The 17,701-nt window shown below is 51.4% G+C and carries 11 protein-coding genes; 8 read left to right on the forward strand and 3 right to left on the reverse strand.

The window, feature by feature from the left end:
* Window positions 1-201 precede the first annotated feature (201 nt).
* Together asnS and pncB are read right to left on the reverse strand one after the other, a co-directional pair.
* Window positions 202-1,602, reverse strand: coding sequence for an asparagine--tRNA ligase (gene asnS, locus ACKQAD_RS07315; protein ID WP_409159536.1), 1,401 nt, complete (start codon window positions 1,600-1,602; stop codon window positions 202-204).
* A 527-nt stretch (window positions 1,603-2,129) separates the two neighbouring features.
* The gene (gene pncB / locus ACKQAD_RS07320) at window positions 2,130-3,335 is read right to left on the reverse strand and encodes a nicotinate phosphoribosyltransferase (protein WP_409159537.1); all 1,206 of its coding nucleotides are present in this window, start codon (window positions 3,333-3,335) and stop codon (window positions 2,130-2,132) included.
* Window positions 3,336-3,558: 223 nt separating this feature from the next.
* Between pncB and pepN the strand changes: the two genes are divergently transcribed.
* The 3 genes from pepN to ACKQAD_RS07335 all read left to right on the forward strand — a co-directional run bounded on the left by pepN (window position 3,559) and on the right by ACKQAD_RS07335 (window position 8,179).
* Entirely contained in the window at window positions 3,559-6,174 is a 2,616-nt protein-coding gene (gene pepN, locus ACKQAD_RS07325) for an aminopeptidase N (RefSeq protein WP_409159538.1), read from the forward strand.
* Between the two features lie 206 nt (window positions 6,175-6,380).
* Window positions 6,381-7,391 (forward strand): quinone-dependent dihydroorotate dehydrogenase, encoded by a 1,011-nt coding sequence (gene pyrD, locus ACKQAD_RS07330; RefSeq protein ID WP_409159539.1) that lies wholly within the window; start codon window positions 6,381-6,383, stop codon window positions 7,389-7,391.
* Between the two features lie 200 nt (window positions 7,392-7,591).
* The gene (locus tag ACKQAD_RS07335) at window positions 7,592-8,179 is read left to right on the forward strand and encodes a cell division protein ZapC (RefSeq protein WP_409159540.1); all 588 of its coding nucleotides are present in this window, start codon (window positions 7,592-7,594) and stop codon (window positions 8,177-8,179) included.
* 77 nt (window positions 8,180-8,256) lie between these two features.
* On the opposite strand, the gene ACKQAD_RS07340 is transcribed toward ACKQAD_RS07335, so the two are convergent.
* Complete coding sequence (locus tag ACKQAD_RS07340; RefSeq protein WP_409159541.1) at window positions 8,257-9,360, reverse strand: YcbX family protein; 1,104 nt, start codon at window positions 9,358-9,360, stop codon at window positions 8,257-8,259.
* Window positions 9,361-9,603: 243 nt separating this feature from the next.
* Here ACKQAD_RS07340 and rlmKL point away from each other — a divergent pair, with 243 nt between their 5' ends.
* From rlmKL to pqiC, 5 genes are all read left to right on the forward strand, one after another.
* The gene (gene rlmKL, locus ACKQAD_RS07345; protein WP_409159542.1) at window positions 9,604-11,721 is read left to right on the forward strand and encodes a bifunctional 23S rRNA (guanine(2069)-N(7))-methyltransferase RlmK/23S rRNA (guanine(2445)-N(2))-methyltransferase RlmL; all 2,118 of its coding nucleotides are present in this window, start codon (window positions 9,604-9,606) and stop codon (window positions 11,719-11,721) included.
* A gap of 3 nt (window positions 11,722-11,724) precedes the next feature.
* Entirely contained in the window at window positions 11,725-13,653 is a 1,929-nt protein-coding gene (locus ACKQAD_RS07350) for an ABC transporter ATP-binding protein (RefSeq protein ID WP_409159543.1), read from the forward strand.
* A 302-nt stretch (window positions 13,654-13,955) separates the two neighbouring features.
* A complete protein-coding gene (gene pqiA, locus ACKQAD_RS07355; protein ID WP_409159544.1) occupies window positions 13,956-15,311 on the forward strand; it encodes a membrane integrity-associated transporter subunit PqiA in 1,356 nt (451 codons plus the stop codon).
* On the forward strand, window positions 15,271-16,938 hold the full coding sequence (pqiB, locus tag ACKQAD_RS07360; RefSeq protein ID WP_409159545.1) for an intermembrane transport protein PqiB: 1,668 nt from the start codon (window positions 15,271-15,273) through the stop codon (window positions 16,936-16,938). Before pqiA ends, pqiB begins: the two co-directional genes overlap by 41 nt.
* Window positions 16,938-17,504 carry a membrane integrity-associated transporter subunit PqiC gene (pqiC, locus tag ACKQAD_RS07365; RefSeq protein WP_409159546.1) on the forward strand — a complete coding sequence of 189 codons (567 nt, stop codon included), beginning with the start codon at window positions 16,938-16,940 and terminating at the stop codon, window positions 17,502-17,504. The genes pqiB and pqiC overlap by 1 nt, the downstream gene beginning before the upstream one ends.
* The last annotated feature ends 197 nt before the right edge of the window (window positions 17,505-17,701 follow it).

Genomic DNA, 17,701 nt, shown 5'->3' on the forward strand with positions numbered 1-17,701 from the left:
GAACGCAGTTTTCCATTCGCTCGCTAGTTAATCCACTCTAAAGATGCTACAGACTTCGCAATCGAGTAACAAACAGAAAAAATTCATTTCCAAATGTAAAATTCAGGGAACTTTGTGAGACATGACAAAAATTAAAAAAAAGAGCCGGAAAACCCGACTCTTCTTTTCTACATATTTGTTTTACTTATATTAAATTTTTATTTAGAAACTCGCATTTCTCGGTGTACGTGGGAAAGGAATCACGTCGCGCACATTCTGTACACCGGTAACATAGGCAATCAGTCGTTCAAATCCTAAACCGAAACCGGAATGAGGAATAGTGCCGTAACGACGTAAATCACGATACCACCAGTAGTCTTCTTTATTCAGTCCCATCTCTTCCAGACGGCTATCCAACTGCACCAGACGCTCCTCACGCTGAGAGCCACCGATGATTTCACCGATTCCCGGCGCCAGAACATCCATGGCGGCAACGGTTTTACCGTCGTCATTCATACGCATATAGAAGGCTTTGATGTCTTTCGGGTAGTTTTTAACGACAACGGGTGCTTTGAAGTGTTGCTCCGCCAGATAACGTTCATGTTCGGAGGAGAGGTCAACACCCCAGTAAACCGGGTTCTCGAACTGCTTCCCGCAGTTCTGCAAGATCTCGACGGCATCGGTGTAATCCACCTGTGCAAAATCGGAGCTGACGAATTTTTCCAGTCGGGTGATGGCTTCTTTATCGACGCGCTCGGCAAAAAACGCCATGTCATCGGCACGCTCGTTTAGCACGGCCTGAAAAACATATTTCAGCAGGTTTTCAGCCAGACCCGCGACGTCATCCAGCGTGGCGAAAGCGACTTCCGGTTCGATCATCCAAAACTCGGCCAGATGGCGACTGGTGTTGGAGTTTTCCGCGCGGAACGTTGGTCCAAAGGTATAGACATTGGACAGCGCACAGGCGTAAGTTTCGCCATTCAACTGGCCAGATACGGTCAGGAAGGCTTCTTTGCCGAAAAAATCCTCGCTGAAATCCACTTTACCCTGTTCGGTACGCGGCAGATTTTCCAGATCGAGGGTGGAAACGCGGAACATTTCACCCGCGCCTTCGGTATCGGATGCGGTAATTAGCGGGGTAGACACCCAGAAGTAACCATTCTCGTGGAAGAAACGGTGAATGGCCTGCGCCAGTGTATGGCGAACGCGCGCAACGGCACCGATCAAGTTCGTGCGTGGACGCAAGTGCGCTACTTCACGCAGATATTCGATACTATGACGTTTCGCCGCCATTGGATAGGTATCGGGATCGTCAACCCAGCCGACGACGTTGACGTTGGTTGCTTGCAGTTCGAAGCTCTGGCCTTCTCCTGGAGAGGCGACGACGTTACCGGTGATTTCTACGGAGCAGCCAGTGGTCAGGTGCAGTACGTCATCCTGATAATTGGAGAGATTATTATTAACGACAGCCTGTAATGGATTAAAGCAGGAGCCGTCATAAACGGCGATAAAGGAGATACCGGCTTTAGAATCTCTCCGGGTACGTACCCAGCCGCGCACGATGACTTCGCTGTCAACGGCAACACGGCCTTGCAGTACATCGACTACAGGCACTACGCTCATAAAATTCTCTCTTTAATTAATCGTGTTTAAGAAATATATCGTGGTTAAAACGCCAAATGGCCCAATCCGAGCCCTTTTCTATGTTACTTGCGATGCAACAGGACACAAGCAGAAATCATCGGAATGGCGCGAAGTTTTCGCTCATGCTGGTGAGTGTGCTGCAAAGTTGGTCAATACCCGTCATACTTCAAGTTGCATGTGTGTTGACTGCAATACTCGGTCCACTTACGTGGACCTCGCCCCGTTGGGGCCGCTGCAAGCAGCGTTCAAACCTGCCTCTGGCAGATTTGTCACTCACCCGAATCACTTACTTGAGTAAGCTCATCGGGATGAAATGAGAGACATCCTGTCTCTCACTGAAGGCCAGCCGTTGGCTGGTCAAATTCGTTCCCGACGAATATGTCCTTCTCTTGCCGCGTTATGATGCTCATCGCTGAGCATCGCTCTAAAGGGCTAACACTTCGCATTATTCAAAACGTTAATGTTTTGTCCTAAAACTCGAATTATTTGGGGGATAGGGGAACGTTTCAACTGGCCTTTTTAACACGGGGTAAGTCAAACGCTTTACGTAACTCACACACGAAGTTCTGATCCTGGCAGATGGTTTTACCCGGGCTATCGGAAAGCTTTGCCACCGGCTTGCCGTTGCATTCCACCAGTTTTATGACGATATTCAGCGGTTTCACGCCGGGAATATCACACGTCAAGCGCGTGCCGATACCAAACACCAAATTCACGCGTTGCCCGAAATGACGGTACAGCGTCAGCGCTTTATCCAAATTCAGGTTATCGGAGAAGATCAGCGTTTTGCTCATCGGATCGATATTCAGGCGCTGATAATGTGCAATGGCTTTCTCTCCCCAATCGACCGGATCGCCGGAATCGTGACGCAGCCCCTGATAGGCTTCGGCGAACGGTAAATCAAAATCGCGCAGGAAGGCATCCATGGTGATGCAGTCTGTCAATGCGATGCCTAAATGCGAGGGATATTCATGCAGCCACATTTGCAGCGCGGCGCGCTGGCTGTTGGCCAGCGTTGGACTGATTTGCTGATGGGCCTGAAACCACTCGTGCGCTTGCGTACCGACCGGTGTGATGCCCAAACGGCGTGCCAGATCGTAATTGCTGGTGCCGATGAGGTAAGGGAAATCAGCTTGCAGTGCCGTCACAATCGTCTGCTGTACATCATGAGAGAAGCGCCGACGTGTGCCGAAATCCATCAGCTTGAAGCGGCTGAGATCCACATCCGTACTGTTTTGGCGAAAACTCTCCAGTGAGGCCGACAGTTGGGCGAGAGCCTGCTCGGTTGTGACGTCGGGCGAGCGATGCCGATGCACGACTTCACTGATCACCGCCAGTAGGGGAACTTCCCACAAAATCACTTCACGCCACGGTCCGGTGATACGGATATCCAACTTGCCAGCATTATTCTTGATCGAAACCTGCTGCGGATTGAAACGAAAGCTCCGCAGCCAGTGCAGATAATCTGGCTTAAAGAATGGCAGAGAAGAAAGATAGGTGAACTCGTCGTCACTTAATGACAAGAAGCGCATCAGATCGACCTGATGGGCTATTTCGTTGGCGTAAACGCCTAGTAACTCATCACCGCGGCAGCGAAATTCAGCGGCAACGTCAACATCATAATAGTGATGATACACTGCCTGTTGCATGTGCAGCTTGTAGGCGTCGGTATCCAGCAATGCGTGTAGAATCGGGGAAGTGTGCAAAGTCATAATGCGTTACAGCATCCTCGTAAGATGCATATCCACCATCGGGACAATCAGCAATGTCCGGCCAGTATACCTTGATTATCCGTTTATTACATTACGACAACATAGCGAGACGTGCGGGCGCGAACCACGGTACGATGATTATCCTCATTATTTTGTCGTGGTAACATTAAGATAACAGGCTTAGACTTGATCTTCGATGCTTATGACGAGGTGGAAACTTTATATGAATCAACAGCCGCAAATAAAATATCGCCATGACTACCGTGCGCCGGATTATACCATTACCGATATTGCACTGGATTTCGATCTCCATGCCGAGAAAACGCGCGTAAAAGCCGTGAGTCAGGTGGTGTTGCAAGGGGATGCTGGCGCGCCGTTGAAGCTGGATGGCGAAGGGCTGGTTCTGATCGGGCTGAGCGTTGATGGGCAGCCGTGGACACATTATCAGCAACAGGACGATGGCCTGATCCTGACGCAACTCCCTGCGCGTTTCACGCTCAGCATCGAAACGGAAATCAATCCCGCCGCCAATAGCGCGCTGGAAGGGTTATATCAATCCGGTGAAGCCCTGTGTACACAGTGTGAGGCCGAAGGTTTCCGCCACATTACCTACTATCTTGATCGACCGGATGTGCTGGCAAAATTCACCACACGCATCACGGCGGATAAAGCACGCTATCCTTATTTACTCTCTAACGGCAACCGTGTGGCTCAAGGGGAACTGGAAGGTGGACGCCACTGGATCGAGTGGCAGGATCCCTTTCCGAAACCGGCTTATCTGTTCGCGCTGGTTGCCGGCGATTTTGATATTCTTCAGGATCGCTTTACGACGCGTCCTGGCCGTGATGTTGCGCTGGAGTTGTATGTTGACCGTGGCAACCTCGATCGTGCTGGTTGGGCGATGACGTCGCTGAAGAATGCGATGAAGTGGGACGAAGAGCGCTTTGGTCTGGAATACGATCTCGACATTTATATGATCGTCGCCGTTGATTTCTTCAACATGGGGGCGATGGAAAATAAAGGGCTAAACGTATTCAACTCTAAATATGTACTGGCTAAGGCAGAAACCGCGACAGATAAAGATTATCTGAACATTGAAGCGGTGATCGGTCACGAATATTTCCACAACTGGACGGGTAATCGCGTCACCTGCCGCGACTGGTTCCAGCTTAGCCTGAAAGAAGGGCTGACGGTGTTCCGCGATCAGGAGTTCAGTTCCGATCTGGGATCGCGTCCGGTGAATCGTATTGATAATGTGCGTGTGATGCGCGGTGCGCAGTTTGCCGAAGATGCCAGTCCGATGTCTCATCCGATTCGTCCCGATCAGGTGATCGAGATGAATAATTTCTACACGCTGACGGTCTATGAAAAGGGATCGGAAGTGATCCGCATGATGCATACCTTATTAGGCGAGGAAAAGTTCCAGGCGGGAATTCGACTCTACTTTGAGCGTCATGACGGCAGCGCGGCAACCTGTGATGACTTTGTGCAGGCAATGGAAGACGCCTCCGGTGTCGATCTCACGCAGTTCCGCCGCTGGTATAGCCAGTCAGGCACGCCGGTGTTGACCGTGCGTGATGATTACGATCCGCAGACGCAACAATATCTGCTGAGCGTGAGCCAGATGACGCCGCCCGGTGCCGACAAACAACCAAAACTGCCGCTGCACATCCCGTTGGATATCGAACTTTACAATCCGCAAGGGCAGGTCATTCCGTTACAGAAAGACGGTCAACTGCTGGCGTCGGTGCTTAATGTGAGTGAATCCGAGCAGACGTTCATTTTCGATCAGGTGCCTTGCCGCCCGATTCCTTCTTTATTACGTGAATTTTCCGCGCCGGTAAAACTGAACTATGCCTGGAGCGATGAACAGCTGACGTTCCTGATGCGTCATGCGAGCAATGCGTTCTCGCGTTGGGATGCGGCACAGAGCCTGTTGGCTAACTACATCCGTCTAAACGTTTCTCGCTATCAGCAGAAGCAACCGCTTTCCGTACCGATGCATGTGGTCGATGCTTTCCGTGGAGTGCTGTTGGATGAAATACTGGATCCTATGCTGGCTTCTCAGATTCTGACATTACCAAGTGAAAATGAGATTGCCGAGCTGTTTGACGTCATCGATCCTACGGCGATCGCTGCCGTACGCGAGAGTATGACGCGCACGATGGCGACAGAAATGGCGGATGAGTGGCTGGCGGTATACCACGCGAATCAGGCACCCCAGTATCGCATTGAGCACGCGGATATGGGCAAACGCGCGCTGCGCAACGTCTGCCTGCATTATCTGGCATTTAGCGATGCAGCGCAGGCGGATAAACTGGTGCAGGCGCAGTTCCGTCAGGCAGATAACATGACGGATTCTCTGGCGGCACTGTCGGCGGCGGTTGAGGCGCAGTTGCCGGTGCGTGATGAGTTGCTGACGCAGTTTGATAACCGCTGGCATCAGGATGGTTTGGTCATGGATAAATGGTTTGTGTTACAAGCTACTAGCCCGGCAGCCGATGTGCTGACCCGTGTGCGTGAGTTGCTGCAACACCGTTCATTCAGCCTGAACAACCCTAACCGGTTGCGCTCGCTGGTGGGGGCATTTGCGGCCGCTAATCCGTCGGCTTTCCATGCCGAAGACGGTAGCGGCTATCGCTTCCTGACGGAGATTCTGAGCGATCTGAACACCCGCAACTCGCAAGTCGCGGCCCGCATGATCGAGCCGTTGATCCGCCTGAAGCGCTATGATGCTAAACGTCAGGCGCAAATGCGTCAGGCGCTGGAGCAACTGAAGACGCTGGAAAATCTGTCTGGCGATCTGTTCGAGAAGATCAGTAAGGCATTGCAAGACTAAGTTCTGTCACACGATGAGCACAGCCACACGCGGTATCCTGCCGCGTGTGGCGATTATTCCTGCATCACGATTTCCACGTCCCGCAAACGTTTTACTTTCCGCAAAGATGGCACTACCATCTCCGACCGTGAGTTAAACCGTAATCCACGATTGCTTACTTTCAGCGTAAGCAAGATACCTTTGCGATAGGGATCTCAGGAGACAATATGTTCTATCCCGTTATCAAAAAAGCCCTGTTTCAGCTCGATCCAGAGCGTGCGCATGAGCTGACCTTCCAACAATTACGCCGTATTACCAACACGCCTTTTGAATTTCTCGTCCGTCAATCCGTTCCGACTAAACCAGTTACCTGTATGGGGTTATCTTTTAAAAACCCACTCGGTCTGGCGGCGGGATTAGATAAAGACGGCGAATGTATTGATGCATTAGGCGCAATGGGGTTTGGTTTTATTGAAGTAGGGACGGTAACGCCGCGCCCACAATCCGGTAATGATAAGCCAAGATTATTCCGCGTAGTGGAAGCGGAAGGGTTGATCAACCGGATGGGTTTCAATAATAAAGGCGTGGATTATCTGGTTGAGAATGTAAAGCAAACGCGCTTTGGCGGTGTATTAGGGATCAACATCGGCAAGAATAAAGATACGCCAGTTGAGCAAGGTAAAGACGATTATTTGATCTGCATGGATAAGGTTTATGCCCACGCTGGCTATATCGCGATCAATATTTCGTCACCCAATACGCCGGGATTACGAAGCCTGCAATATGGTGAAGCTCTGGACGATCTTTTGCTGGCGATAAAGAACAAGCAGTCGGAATTAAAAGAGAAACATCAGAAGTATGTTCCTGTGGCGGTAAAGATCGCACCGGATCTTTCCGAAGAAGAATTGATCCAAATTGCCGATAGTCTGGTTCGTCATAACATCGACGGTGTGATTGCGACGAATACAACGCTTGATAGAAAACTGATTCAGGGATTAAATCACTGCGGACAGGCAGGGGGATTAAGTGGGCGTCCATTGCAGACAAGCAGCACGGAAATTATCCGCCGTTTGTCACAGGAATTAGCGGGACGTTTACCGATTATTGGCGTTGGCGGAATTGATTCTTTGGTCGCCGCCCGCGAAAAAATGACGGCTGGTGCGTCGCTGGTGCAGATATATTCGGGCTTTATTTTTCATGGTCCTCGTCTGATTAAAGATATCGTTACACATATTTAATCCGAAATTCCTTTCATTTTAAACTGGGGGTTTATTTATCCCCCCAGCTAGTCTATATTTTATTCGTTTGCGTAAATAATCTATCAACCGATGTTTGATTTTCTACCGCAACGTTTATGATGATGAATGATTAATGAAGTGTAAGAAAACACAATCAGCCATTTCTGATATTTCTACTGTGAAGACGAAGGGTAAATAATATGAAGTTAAAACCTGACGATAACTGGCGCTGGTATTTTGATACCGAACACGATCGCCTGATGTTGGATCTGGCTAACGGCATGTTATTCCGTTCTCGTTTTCCATCTAAAATGTTAACGCCGGATGCTTTCAATGAATGTGCCTTCTGCGTTGACGACGCCGCGTTATTTTTTACTTATAACGACAAATGCCAGAAAGCGGCGCTGCACCGTGACCTCCAAGGCGAATTAGTGTTGAACGCGTTGGTGGCGACCCGATTCCTCAAGCCGTTAATGCCGAAAAGCTGGCACTTCATCCAACAGCCGGATGCCGTAACCCATTCGCCGCAGGCGGGGGATATTGTGCAGGTGCAGCTCACTGAAACCCATGAAACGGCCTGTTTTCTGGTGGCGGAAGCAGGAGATAAAGCCTGTCTCTGCCTACTGGCGCAAGAGCAGTTGTCATTAAATGGAAAGACCATGGGGCTGGGTGATGCCATAAAAATCATGCACGACAGGTTAATGCCTGCCGCTGTGCAGAATAGCGCTGAGTGGGAAACCACATTGGGTGAAGGGACGTCGGCATTTGAGTATGCCAAGGTCGTCTAAACCCCGTCATATCCCCGTCATACTTCAAGCTGCACGTGCGTTGGCTTTTCTTTGGTTATTGCAGTACAGATGCTTTTCTATTGCAAATGAAGGTCACTCTGCGGAATACAGCTACAGCTAAGAATTTCGCCGTTTCCTTTGATAGCGCTTTGCTTCAGTGCGGAAACCTCTCCGCTGACTAACGTCAATTTACAGCAACCGCACAGTCCTGCCCGACAAGAGTAGGGGATTCGAATGCCCTGTTGCTCCAACTGCTCCAGTAAAATCTGCTGATTGTTCCCTTGTAACGTTTTTCCCTGATAGTGAAGGGTGACGACCTGTTCGCTTTTTTCGGGAACCGCAAGGCTTTCGACCACCTGACCGGAACCGTAAGGACGTGGCGGTTTGGTGGCTAAGATTTCCAGCGTGTCGCCTACGCGAATGATACCTGTATTTCTGGCGACCAGATTTTGTCCAAAATCAACGTCGCCGTTTTCGGCAGTACGGAACGATTGCAGCGTGGCCAGCGGTTCTGCTGACGGATGTTTACGGCCGCGTTCGATGCTGACGGTGGTGAAAATACAGCGGCTACAGGGTTTGACGACGTCAAAAATAACCTCGCCAATACGAATGGTCTTCCAGCTATCTTCGGCAAAGGCTTCCGCGCCTGTCACCACCAGATTGGGACGAAATTGCTCGATTTTAATGCCAGCAGGGCAACGCCGGCGTAACGCCTGAAATGAGGCGTCATTAATTAGCAGAAACGGATAGCCGTCGGCAAATGACAAAGGCACTTCTGGATAATGCTTAACCCTTCGCGACGGTTCATTGCCCACCCAGCGCAGTTGGACGGCGCGCTGAAAATAGTGGCTTAACCAGGTATTAATGACATCGGGCGCGACGAACGCTGTAAAGTGCGTTCCCCAAACCTCTGTCGGCTGCGGTGCTGTGGTGAAGTCGGCAAAACGTATGGTGGCGGTTTGGCCATCCGGCGCGGCAATAAACAGCCCGTCCGGCAGCATCGCAGGCGTAAACAACACCATTTGTGGGTACTGGCGCGCGGTAATAAAGGTTCCATCAAGTTCGGTAACCATGAAGGCACGATCGTTCGCCAAACCGCTGACAGATGCCATCGCGTGAGACAGTTGTAGCCCTCGCATTGATTTTACCGGATGAATATAAAGCCGCGTTACGCCAATCACTGACCTGTTCCTCGCCAAAGTAAAACGGCAACTTTATGACAAGCGTCTCGGATTAGCTATAATGCGCCTCAATTTCTTTTTCTATACCCGTCATACTTCAAGCTGCTTGTGCGTTGACCGCCCTTACTCACCCCAGTCACTTACTTATGTAAGCTCCTGGGGATTCATGCGGTTGTCGCCTTCACGCAACGTGAATTATTTAGGGTATAGTTCGTTTTTACATATTTTGGTGATAGTGACGACATGAATGCTTTGTTTGCCAGCACGGCGCGGGGACTGGAAGAGTTATTAAAAAGCGAACTCGAATCATTGGGTGCGCAGTCCTGTACAGTGGTGCAGGGGGGTGTCCATTTTGAGGGTGATAACCGCCTGATGTACCAGAGCCTACTGTGGAGCCGTCTGGCGTCGCGCATTCTGCTACCGTTGAATGAATTCAAAGTGCACAGCGATCTGGATTTGTATCTGGGCGTGCAGGCGATTGACTGGTCAACGCTCTTCAACATCGGTAAAACCTTTGCCGTCCATTTTACCGGCACCAATGAAGATATCCGCAACAGCCAGTACGGCGCGTTAAAAGTCAAAGATGCGATTGTGGATAGCTTTACTCGCAAAACCGGGCAGCGACCCGATGTGGCAAAGCAGCAGCCGGATATTCGTATTAACGTCTTTTTGCAGCGTGATACGGCGAGTGTCTCGCTGGATTTAAGCGGCGAAGGGTTGCATCAACGTGGTTACCGCGATCTGGCGGGGCTGGCACCGCTGAAAGAAAATCTGGCGGCGGCGATTGTATTACGTTCTGGTTGGCAAAACGGCACGCCGCTGGTCGATCCAATGTGTGGTTCCGGGACGTTGCTGATCGAAGCGGCGATGATGGCCGCCGATCGCGCACCCGGTTTACACCGTACGCACTGGGGATTTAACGCCTGGTTAAAACACGACGCCGAACTGTGGCGCGAGGTAATCGCGGAAGCACAGCAGCGCGCCCGACAAGGTTTACAGACGACGACCTCACGTTTCTTCGGATCGGATAATGACCGTCGGGTGATTGACATCGCCAAGGCCAATGCACGTCGTGCAGGCGTGGCTGAACTGATTTCTTTCGGTGTAAAAGATGCGGCACAACTCCAGAACCCGTTTCCGGACGGTCCGAAAGGTACGGTCATCAGCAACCCGCCTTACGGTGAGCGCCTGGAAAGTGAACCCGCGCTGATTGCCCTACATAATATGCTGGGCCGTAAGATGAAAAGCGATTTTGGCGGCTGGCAACTCTCGCTGTTCAGTGCGTCGCCGGAGCTGCTGAGCTGTCTGCAACTGCGTGCTGAACGCCAATTCAAGGCGAAAAATGGCCCGTTGGACTGCATACAGAAAAATTATCAACTGGCAGAAACGCAAAGTGAATCCGTAGGGCAAATCGCGGAAGATTTTGCCAACCGCCTGCGTAAGAACCTGCGCAAGCTGGAGAAATGGGCGAAGCAGCAGGGCATTGAATGCTATCGTCTCTATGATGCCGATCTGCCTGAATATAATGTAGCGGTCGACCGCTACGGCAGTTGGGTCGTTGTACAAGAGTATGCGCCACCGAAAACCGTTGATGCGCAAAAAGCCCGTCAGCGCCTGTTTGATGTCATTAACGCGACGCTGAGCGTGCTGGAATTGCCGTCGAACCGTCTGGTGCTGAAAACGCGTGAACGTCAGAAAGGCAAAAACCAGTATGAAAAGCTGGCGCAGAAAGGCGACTTCCTCCTGATGGAAGAGTTTGGCGCCAAGCTGTGGGTCAACCTGACCGACTACCTTGATACCGGTTTGTTCCTCGATCACCGTATCGCGCGCAAAATGCTGGGTGAGATGAGCCGCGGCAAAGATTTTCTCAATCTGTTTTCCTACACCGGCACGGCGAGTGTACACGCCGGATTAGGCTGCGCACGTTCAACGACCACCGTCGATATGTCACGTACCTATCTGGAATGGGCGGAGAAAAACCTGCGAGTGAATGGTCTGACCGGACGTCAGCATCGCCTGATTCAGGCGGATTGCCTGTCATGGATGCATAATGCGAATGAACAGTTCGATGTGATCTTCATCGACCCGCCGACCTTCTCTAACTCAAAACGCATGGAAGAATCGTTTGATGTCCAACGCGATCATCTGGTGCTGATGAAGGATCTCAAACGTCTGCTGCGTCGTGGCGGCACTATCATGTTCTCGAATAACAAGCGCGGCTTCCAGATGGATAGCGCGGGTCTGGCCGCGCTGGGGCTGAACGCGAAAGAAATTACCGCACAGACTCAATCGCAGGATTTTGCGCGTAATCGTCAGATTCATAACTGCTGGCTGCTGACGCATGCCGGTGAGGAAAAGTAACCGATGTCTTTAATCAGTGTTTCAGGTGCGTGGCTGTCGTTCAGCGATGCACCGCTGTTGGATAACACCGAACTCCATATCGAAGAGAATGAACGCGTTTGTCTGGTAGGACGCAACGGCGCGGGTAAATCGACCCTGCTGAAAATTTTGGCCAAAGAGATTCCGCTCGATGACGGTCGTGTCACTTATGAACAGGATCTGATTGTCGCGCGCTTGCAGCAGGATCCTCCGCGCAATGTCGCGGGCAGCGTCTTTGATTTTGTCGCCGAAGGTGTCGCGGCACAGGCGGATTACCTGAAAAATTATCACGCCATGCTGCGTTTGGTAGAAAGTGATCCGAGCGAAAAAAATCTGAATCAGTTGGCGAAGTTGCAGGACGTTCTGGAGCATCAGGGCCTGTGGCAACTGGAAAGCCGAATTCACGAAGTGCTGGAACAGCTTGGTCTGTCCGCTGATGCGCCGTTGGCGTCACTTTCCGGCGGCTGGCTGCGTAAAGCCGCACTTGGCAGAGCGCTGGTGAGTTCGCCGCGTGTACTGCTGTTAGATGAACCTACTAACCATCTGGATATTGAAACGATTGATTGGTTGGAAACCTTCCTGAAAACGTTTCAGGGCAGCATTATCTTTATCTCCCATGACCGTTCGTTTATTCGCAATATGGCGACCCGCATTGTCGATCTCGATCGCGGCAAGCTGGTTTCCTGGCCGGGTAACTATGATAAATATCTGGAAGGAAAAGAAGAAGCGCTGCGGGTGGAAGATCTGCAAAATGCGGAGTTCGATCGCAAACTGGCGCAGGAAGAGGTGTGGATCCGTCAGGGCATCAAAGCGCGTCGAACCCGTAACGAAGGCCGTGTCCGTGCGCTGAAGGCCATGCGTCAGGAACGAGCACAGCGTCGCGAGGTGATGGGCTCGGCGAAAATGCAAGTTGAAGAGGCTGCTCGCTCCGGCAAGATTGTATTTGAACTGGAAGACGTGAACTATCATGTTGATCAGGGTTCCTCAGGTGAAAAGAAAGTTCTGACGCGCAATTTTTCTGCTCAGGTACAACGCGGAGACAAAATTGCATTGGTGGGGCCGAATGGCTGCGGTAAAACGACGCTGCTAAAATTGATGCTGGGTGATCTGAAATCGGTCAGTGGCCGTGTACACTGTGGTACGAAACTGGAAGTGGCCTATTTCGATCAACACCGTGCGGAACTCGATCCAGAACGTACGGTGATGGACAATCTGGCGGAAGGGAAGCAGGAAGTGATGGTCAATGGCCGTTCACGCCATGTGTTAGGCTATTTGCAGGACTTTCTGTTCCATCCCAAACGCGCCATGACGCCGGTAAAAGCGCTGTCGGGTGGGGAACGCAACCGCCTGCTGCTGGCGCGTTTGTTCCTTAAGCCCAGCAACCTGTTAATTCTCGATGAACCAACCAACGATCTGGACGTGGAAACACTGGAACTGCTGGAAGAATTAATCGAAAGCTATCAGGGAACCGTTCTGCTGGTTAGCCACGACCGTCAGTTCGTCGATAATTCGGTGACTGAATGCTGGATTTTTGAAGGAGAAGGCAAGATTTCCCGCTTCGTCGGTGGTTATTACGATGCGCAAATGCAGCGGGCAACGACAACGCCACTGCGAACAACGGCGGTCCCAACGGCAACTGCGTCCGCGACGGCACCGAGTACCGCACCGTCCGCTAAACGAAGTACGGGAAAATTAAGTTATAACCAGCAGCGCGAATTAGAGCAGTTGCCGCAGCGCCTTGAGCAGCTTGAGCAGGATATTGTGTCGCTACAGGCGCAGATGAATGATGCGGGTTTCTTTAGCCGTCCGCATGAAGAGACGCAACAGGTGCTGACCGCGTTGGCAAAGGCGGAAAGCGAACTGGAAGACAGCTTTGAACGCTGGGAAGAGCTGGAAGCACAGAAAAACGGCTAATTCATTCAGATTCCTGGCAAGCTTATTTACCAACGAGAACGGTGATAATGGGATGGAAGAGTAAAGCGTTTGCGCGATGGACAAAACGTCAGGAACGTTTTTGAACGTCGCTAGCGACGGCCCTGAAAGGGTGAATCTCAGAGATGATATTCACATCTGCGCAATCCGAGCGTACAGGGACGTATTTACAGCGTCTTTACGATCTACCCATTATCATCGCACAATGTACTTTACCTGTGGACTTATGGCATTGATGGCGATGCTTTCAGTCAGAAGCTGACGAGTATTGAAGGAGAGGACGCGTGTGTTCCCATCATGATCGGCATGGCTGTAATCTTCAACCCAGGCACGGCCTTCAACATGAGACCGCTCATAGGCACAGTCCTGAACACGAACATCATCACCATGATTATATGCTTTGTCCGCAGTGTGACCTGCTGGTGGAGCTACCTGAGCTTTTGCACGGCCAGAAGGCGACCTGTCCGCGTTGTAAAACCGCATTAACCAGCCGACAGACGGAACCGCGTAAACGGCTGGTTGGCTATGCGGTGAGCGCGCTATTCATGCTATTACTGGCAAACCTCTTTCCCTTTGTTTCTATGCGCGTGGCGGGAATCACCAGCGAAATTACCCTGATACAAATACCTAAAGTGATGATGGCGGAAAACTATGCCAGCGTCGCGACGCTATTTATGCTTTTTGTGCAACTGGTTCCGGCCTTAAGTATGGTGACCCTCATTCTGCTTTGCCTGCATGTCTCGCTACCGCTGGCGTTGAAAAAAAGCATGGGCAAGATGCTGTTCCACCTTAAAAGCTGGGGAATGGCGGAAATTTTTCTGGCTGGCGTGCTGGTTAGCTTTGTCAAACTGATGGCCTATGGCGATATCGGTATCGGCACCAGCTTTATGCCTTTTGTCCTGTTTTGTGTCTTGCAACTGCTGGCTTTCCAAAGCCTCGATCGCTGCTGGCTATGGAATGACATCGTTCCGCCCCCGGCATTGCCTGCTCCTCCGGTTTTGGGGGAAGGCGGGTTATCACAAGGACTGCGTTCGTGCTCATGTTGCACCGCGATTCTGCCTGCTAACCAGTTAATCTGTCCGCGCTGTCACTCACGTGGACATGCGCGAAAGAAACACAGCCTGCAATGGACGCTGGCTTTGCTCATTACTTCTGTGATGCTATATATCCCTTCTAATCTGATGCCGATCATGGTGACCGAAGCTTTCGGCGATCGTATGGGATCGACGATCATGTCGGGTGTCATCCTGCTGTGGGGAATGGGATCTTACCCCGTTGCGATGGTGATTTTTGTCGCCAGCGTTATGGTGCCATCGCTAAAAATGCTGGCGTTAGGCTGGCTTTGCTGGCAGGCCAACGGCAAAACCAAAAACACGGAGGACAGCGAACGGATGCATATCATCTATGAGATGGTTGAGTTTGTCGGACGCTGGTCGATGATTGATGTGTTCGTGATTGCCGTCCTGTCTGCGATGGTGCGCATTGGTCGACTGATGAGTATTTATCCCGCCGTTGGCGCGGTGCTGTTCGCGGCCGTGGTCATTTTGACCATGTTTGCCGCGATGATGTTTGATCCCCGCCTGTTGTGGGATCGTCGCAATGATGTTCTTCATAAGGAGCCTGCCGTTGGCGAAAGATAATCATGCCGTTGCGGATGTAGAAACGATTAAACGCTGGTCGCCGGTCTGGATTGTGCCGATTGTCACGGTGCTGATCGGTGTCTGGATACTGTTTTACCATTTCAGCCATCAGGGGCCGCAAATTACGTTGATTACCAGCAACGCCGAAGGCATTGAAGCGGGCAAAACCGCCATCAAGAGTCGTAGCGTTGACGTTGGGGTGGTAGAGAGTGTGGTGCTCAGTGACGATCTTCATCGGGTGGAGATCAAAGCGCGTCTGCATGACGGCATGGAGAAACTGCTAAAGCAGGACTCTGCTTTCTGGGTAGTGAAGCCGCAAATTGGTCGGGAAGGGGTTTCCGGTCTGGGGACGCTGTTATCCGGCGCTTACATCGAGCTACAACCCGGTGCCAATAAGGAGAATAAACGCGAATTTACCCTGTTGGATGCGCCGCCGCTGGCGTCACCGGATGCGAAAGGCATCAGGGTGATACTGGACAGTGAGCAATCCGGGCAATTGAATGCGGGCGATCCGGTCCTGTTCCGCGGCTATCGGGTGGGATCGGTGGAAACCAGCGAGTTCGATCCGAAAGCGCGTAAGATGCGCTATCAGCTGTTTATTTCTGCACCGTATGACGGTCTGGTCACGACCAATGTCCGTTTCTGGAAAGACAGCGGCGTCGCGTTTGATATGTCGGCACAGGGAATGCGTGTCGAAATGGGCTCGCTGACCACGCTGTTCAGCGGGGGCGTTAGCTTTGATGTGCCGTCGGGGTGGGAATTGGGGGATGCGGCCCAGACCATGGCGCAGTATCGACTCTTTGATAGCCAGCGTAGCATTCAGGACTCGCTATACACCGAATATAAAGAGTATCTGCTGTTCTTCAGTGAGTCGATCCGTGGTCTACAGGCCGGGGCTCCGGTTGAATTCCGCGGTATTCGTCTGGGCACGGTTGCTGAAGCGCCGTTTTTCCCGCGTAATATGAAGCAGGAACTGGATGATGATTATCGCATTCCGGTACTGATTCGTATTGAGCCCGATCGCTTTGAGAAGAAGATTGGCGGTTCGTTCGACTTTGAACAGCATCTGAAGCAGGCACAATCGCTAGGGCTACACGCTTCGATGAAATCGGCTAACCTCCTGACGGGAGCGCTATATATCGATCTCGACTTTTATCCAAAAGAGAAAATAGATAAACAACAGCTCGTTTTAGATGGCTACCCGGTCCTGCCGACGATTGACGGCGGCCTGTCGCAGATTCAGCAGAAGCTGATGGCGATGCTGGATAAGGTCAATAACCTGCCGCTGACCCCGATGGTTAATGAAGCCACGAAGACGCTGGCAGAAAGTCAGGCAACGCTACGTGAAATGCAAAAAACGCTGGCGACGCTTAACAAGCTGACGTCCAGCAAAGCGATGCAGGATCTGCCGGAAGATATGCAAAAAACGCTGCTTGAACTGAACCGCAGCATGAAAGGCTTCCAGCCTGGTTCCCCGGCGTATAACAAGATGGTGGCGGATATGCAGCGGTTGGATCAGGTATTGCGGGAGCTACAGCCTGTGCTGCGCACCCTGAACGAGAAAAGCAACGCGTTGGTGTTTGAGGCCTCGGGTAGTCAGGATCCTCAGCCGAAGAGGGCAAAATAATGATGAAAGCATGGACACTGGCTCTGGTGCTGGTACTGAGTGCGTGCAGCAGTAGCAATACGCAGAAAACCTATTATCAGCTACCGACAATAGCAGATACCACTGCGACGCAGGGTGTCGTGGTCCAGGGGCATCCGCTTTGGGTTGAACATGTTAGTGTGGCGGACTATCTCGTCAATACAGGATTGGTCTACCAGACTAACGATGTGCAGTATGTCATTGCCAGCAACAATCTGTGGGCCAGCCCATTGGATCAGCAACTACAGCACGCGTTGGTGACTAACCTAGGGCAGAAGCTGCCCGGTTGGGTGGTGACCACGCAGCCTCAGGGAAGCGATCAGGCGGTGCTAAACGTTGAGGTGACGGGGTTTCATGGTCGTTATGATGGCAATGTGATCGTGCGTGGTGAGTGGATGCTGACCTATCAGGGAAAAATGCTTAAACGCCCCTTTAGCCTAGTGTTGCCACAGAAAGAAGACGGTTATGACGCGCTGGTGAGAACGCTGGCGCAAGGTTGGCTGCAGGTTTCTCAGTCGATTGCCCAACAGACAGGTACGCTTAACTAAGTGTCATCCATGCTCGGTATGATCCGATCATGGTTTGCAATAACGGCGTTTCTAGAAAATCAGGCCTCTAAAGATGTAATGCTGTGATTGCATTATGTTTTTAGAGGTTTTTTATTTTTTTCAAAGGGTTACGATTTTTCATTGTTGAGTAGGGAAAATTCCTATTTTGGATCACAAATATGACACTGGCGTGAATT

The organism is Pectobacterium artocarpous (genome assembly GCF_046159765.1).
Lineage (GTDB): Bacteria > Pseudomonadota > Gammaproteobacteria > Enterobacterales > Enterobacteriaceae > Pectobacterium.

What these genes read in the sequence shown, in the direction of transcription:
- pncB (WP_409159537.1), bottom strand. Translation starts at nt 3,335, where the DNA reads ATGACTTTGCACACTTCCCCGATTCTACACGCATTGCTGGATACCGAC.
- pqiC (WP_409159546.1), top strand. Translation starts at nt 16,938, where the DNA reads ATGATGAAAGCATGGACACTGGCTCTGGTGCTGGTACTGAGTGCGTGC.
- pqiB (WP_409159545.1), top strand. Translation starts at nt 15,271, where the DNA reads ATGATGTTCTTCATAAGGAGCCTGCCGTTGGCGAAAGATAATCATGCC.
- ACKQAD_RS07350 (WP_409159543.1), top strand. Translation starts at nt 11,725, where the DNA reads ATGTCTTTAATCAGTGTTTCAGGTGCGTGGCTGTCGTTCAGCGATGCA.
- pepN (WP_409159538.1), top strand. Translation starts at nt 3,559, where the DNA reads ATGAATCAACAGCCGCAAATAAAATATCGCCATGACTACCGTGCGCCG.
- pyrD (WP_409159539.1), top strand. Translation starts at nt 6,381, where the DNA reads ATGTTCTATCCCGTTATCAAAAAAGCCCTGTTTCAGCTCGATCCAGAG.
- ACKQAD_RS07335 (WP_409159540.1), top strand. Translation starts at nt 7,592, where the DNA reads ATGAAGTTAAAACCTGACGATAACTGGCGCTGGTATTTTGATACCGAA.
- rlmKL (WP_409159542.1), top strand. Translation starts at nt 9,604, where the DNA reads ATGAATGCTTTGTTTGCCAGCACGGCGCGGGGACTGGAAGAGTTATTA.
- asnS (WP_409159536.1), bottom strand. Translation starts at nt 1,602, where the DNA reads ATGAGCGTAGTGCCTGTAGTCGATGTACTGCAAGGCCGTGTTGCCGTT.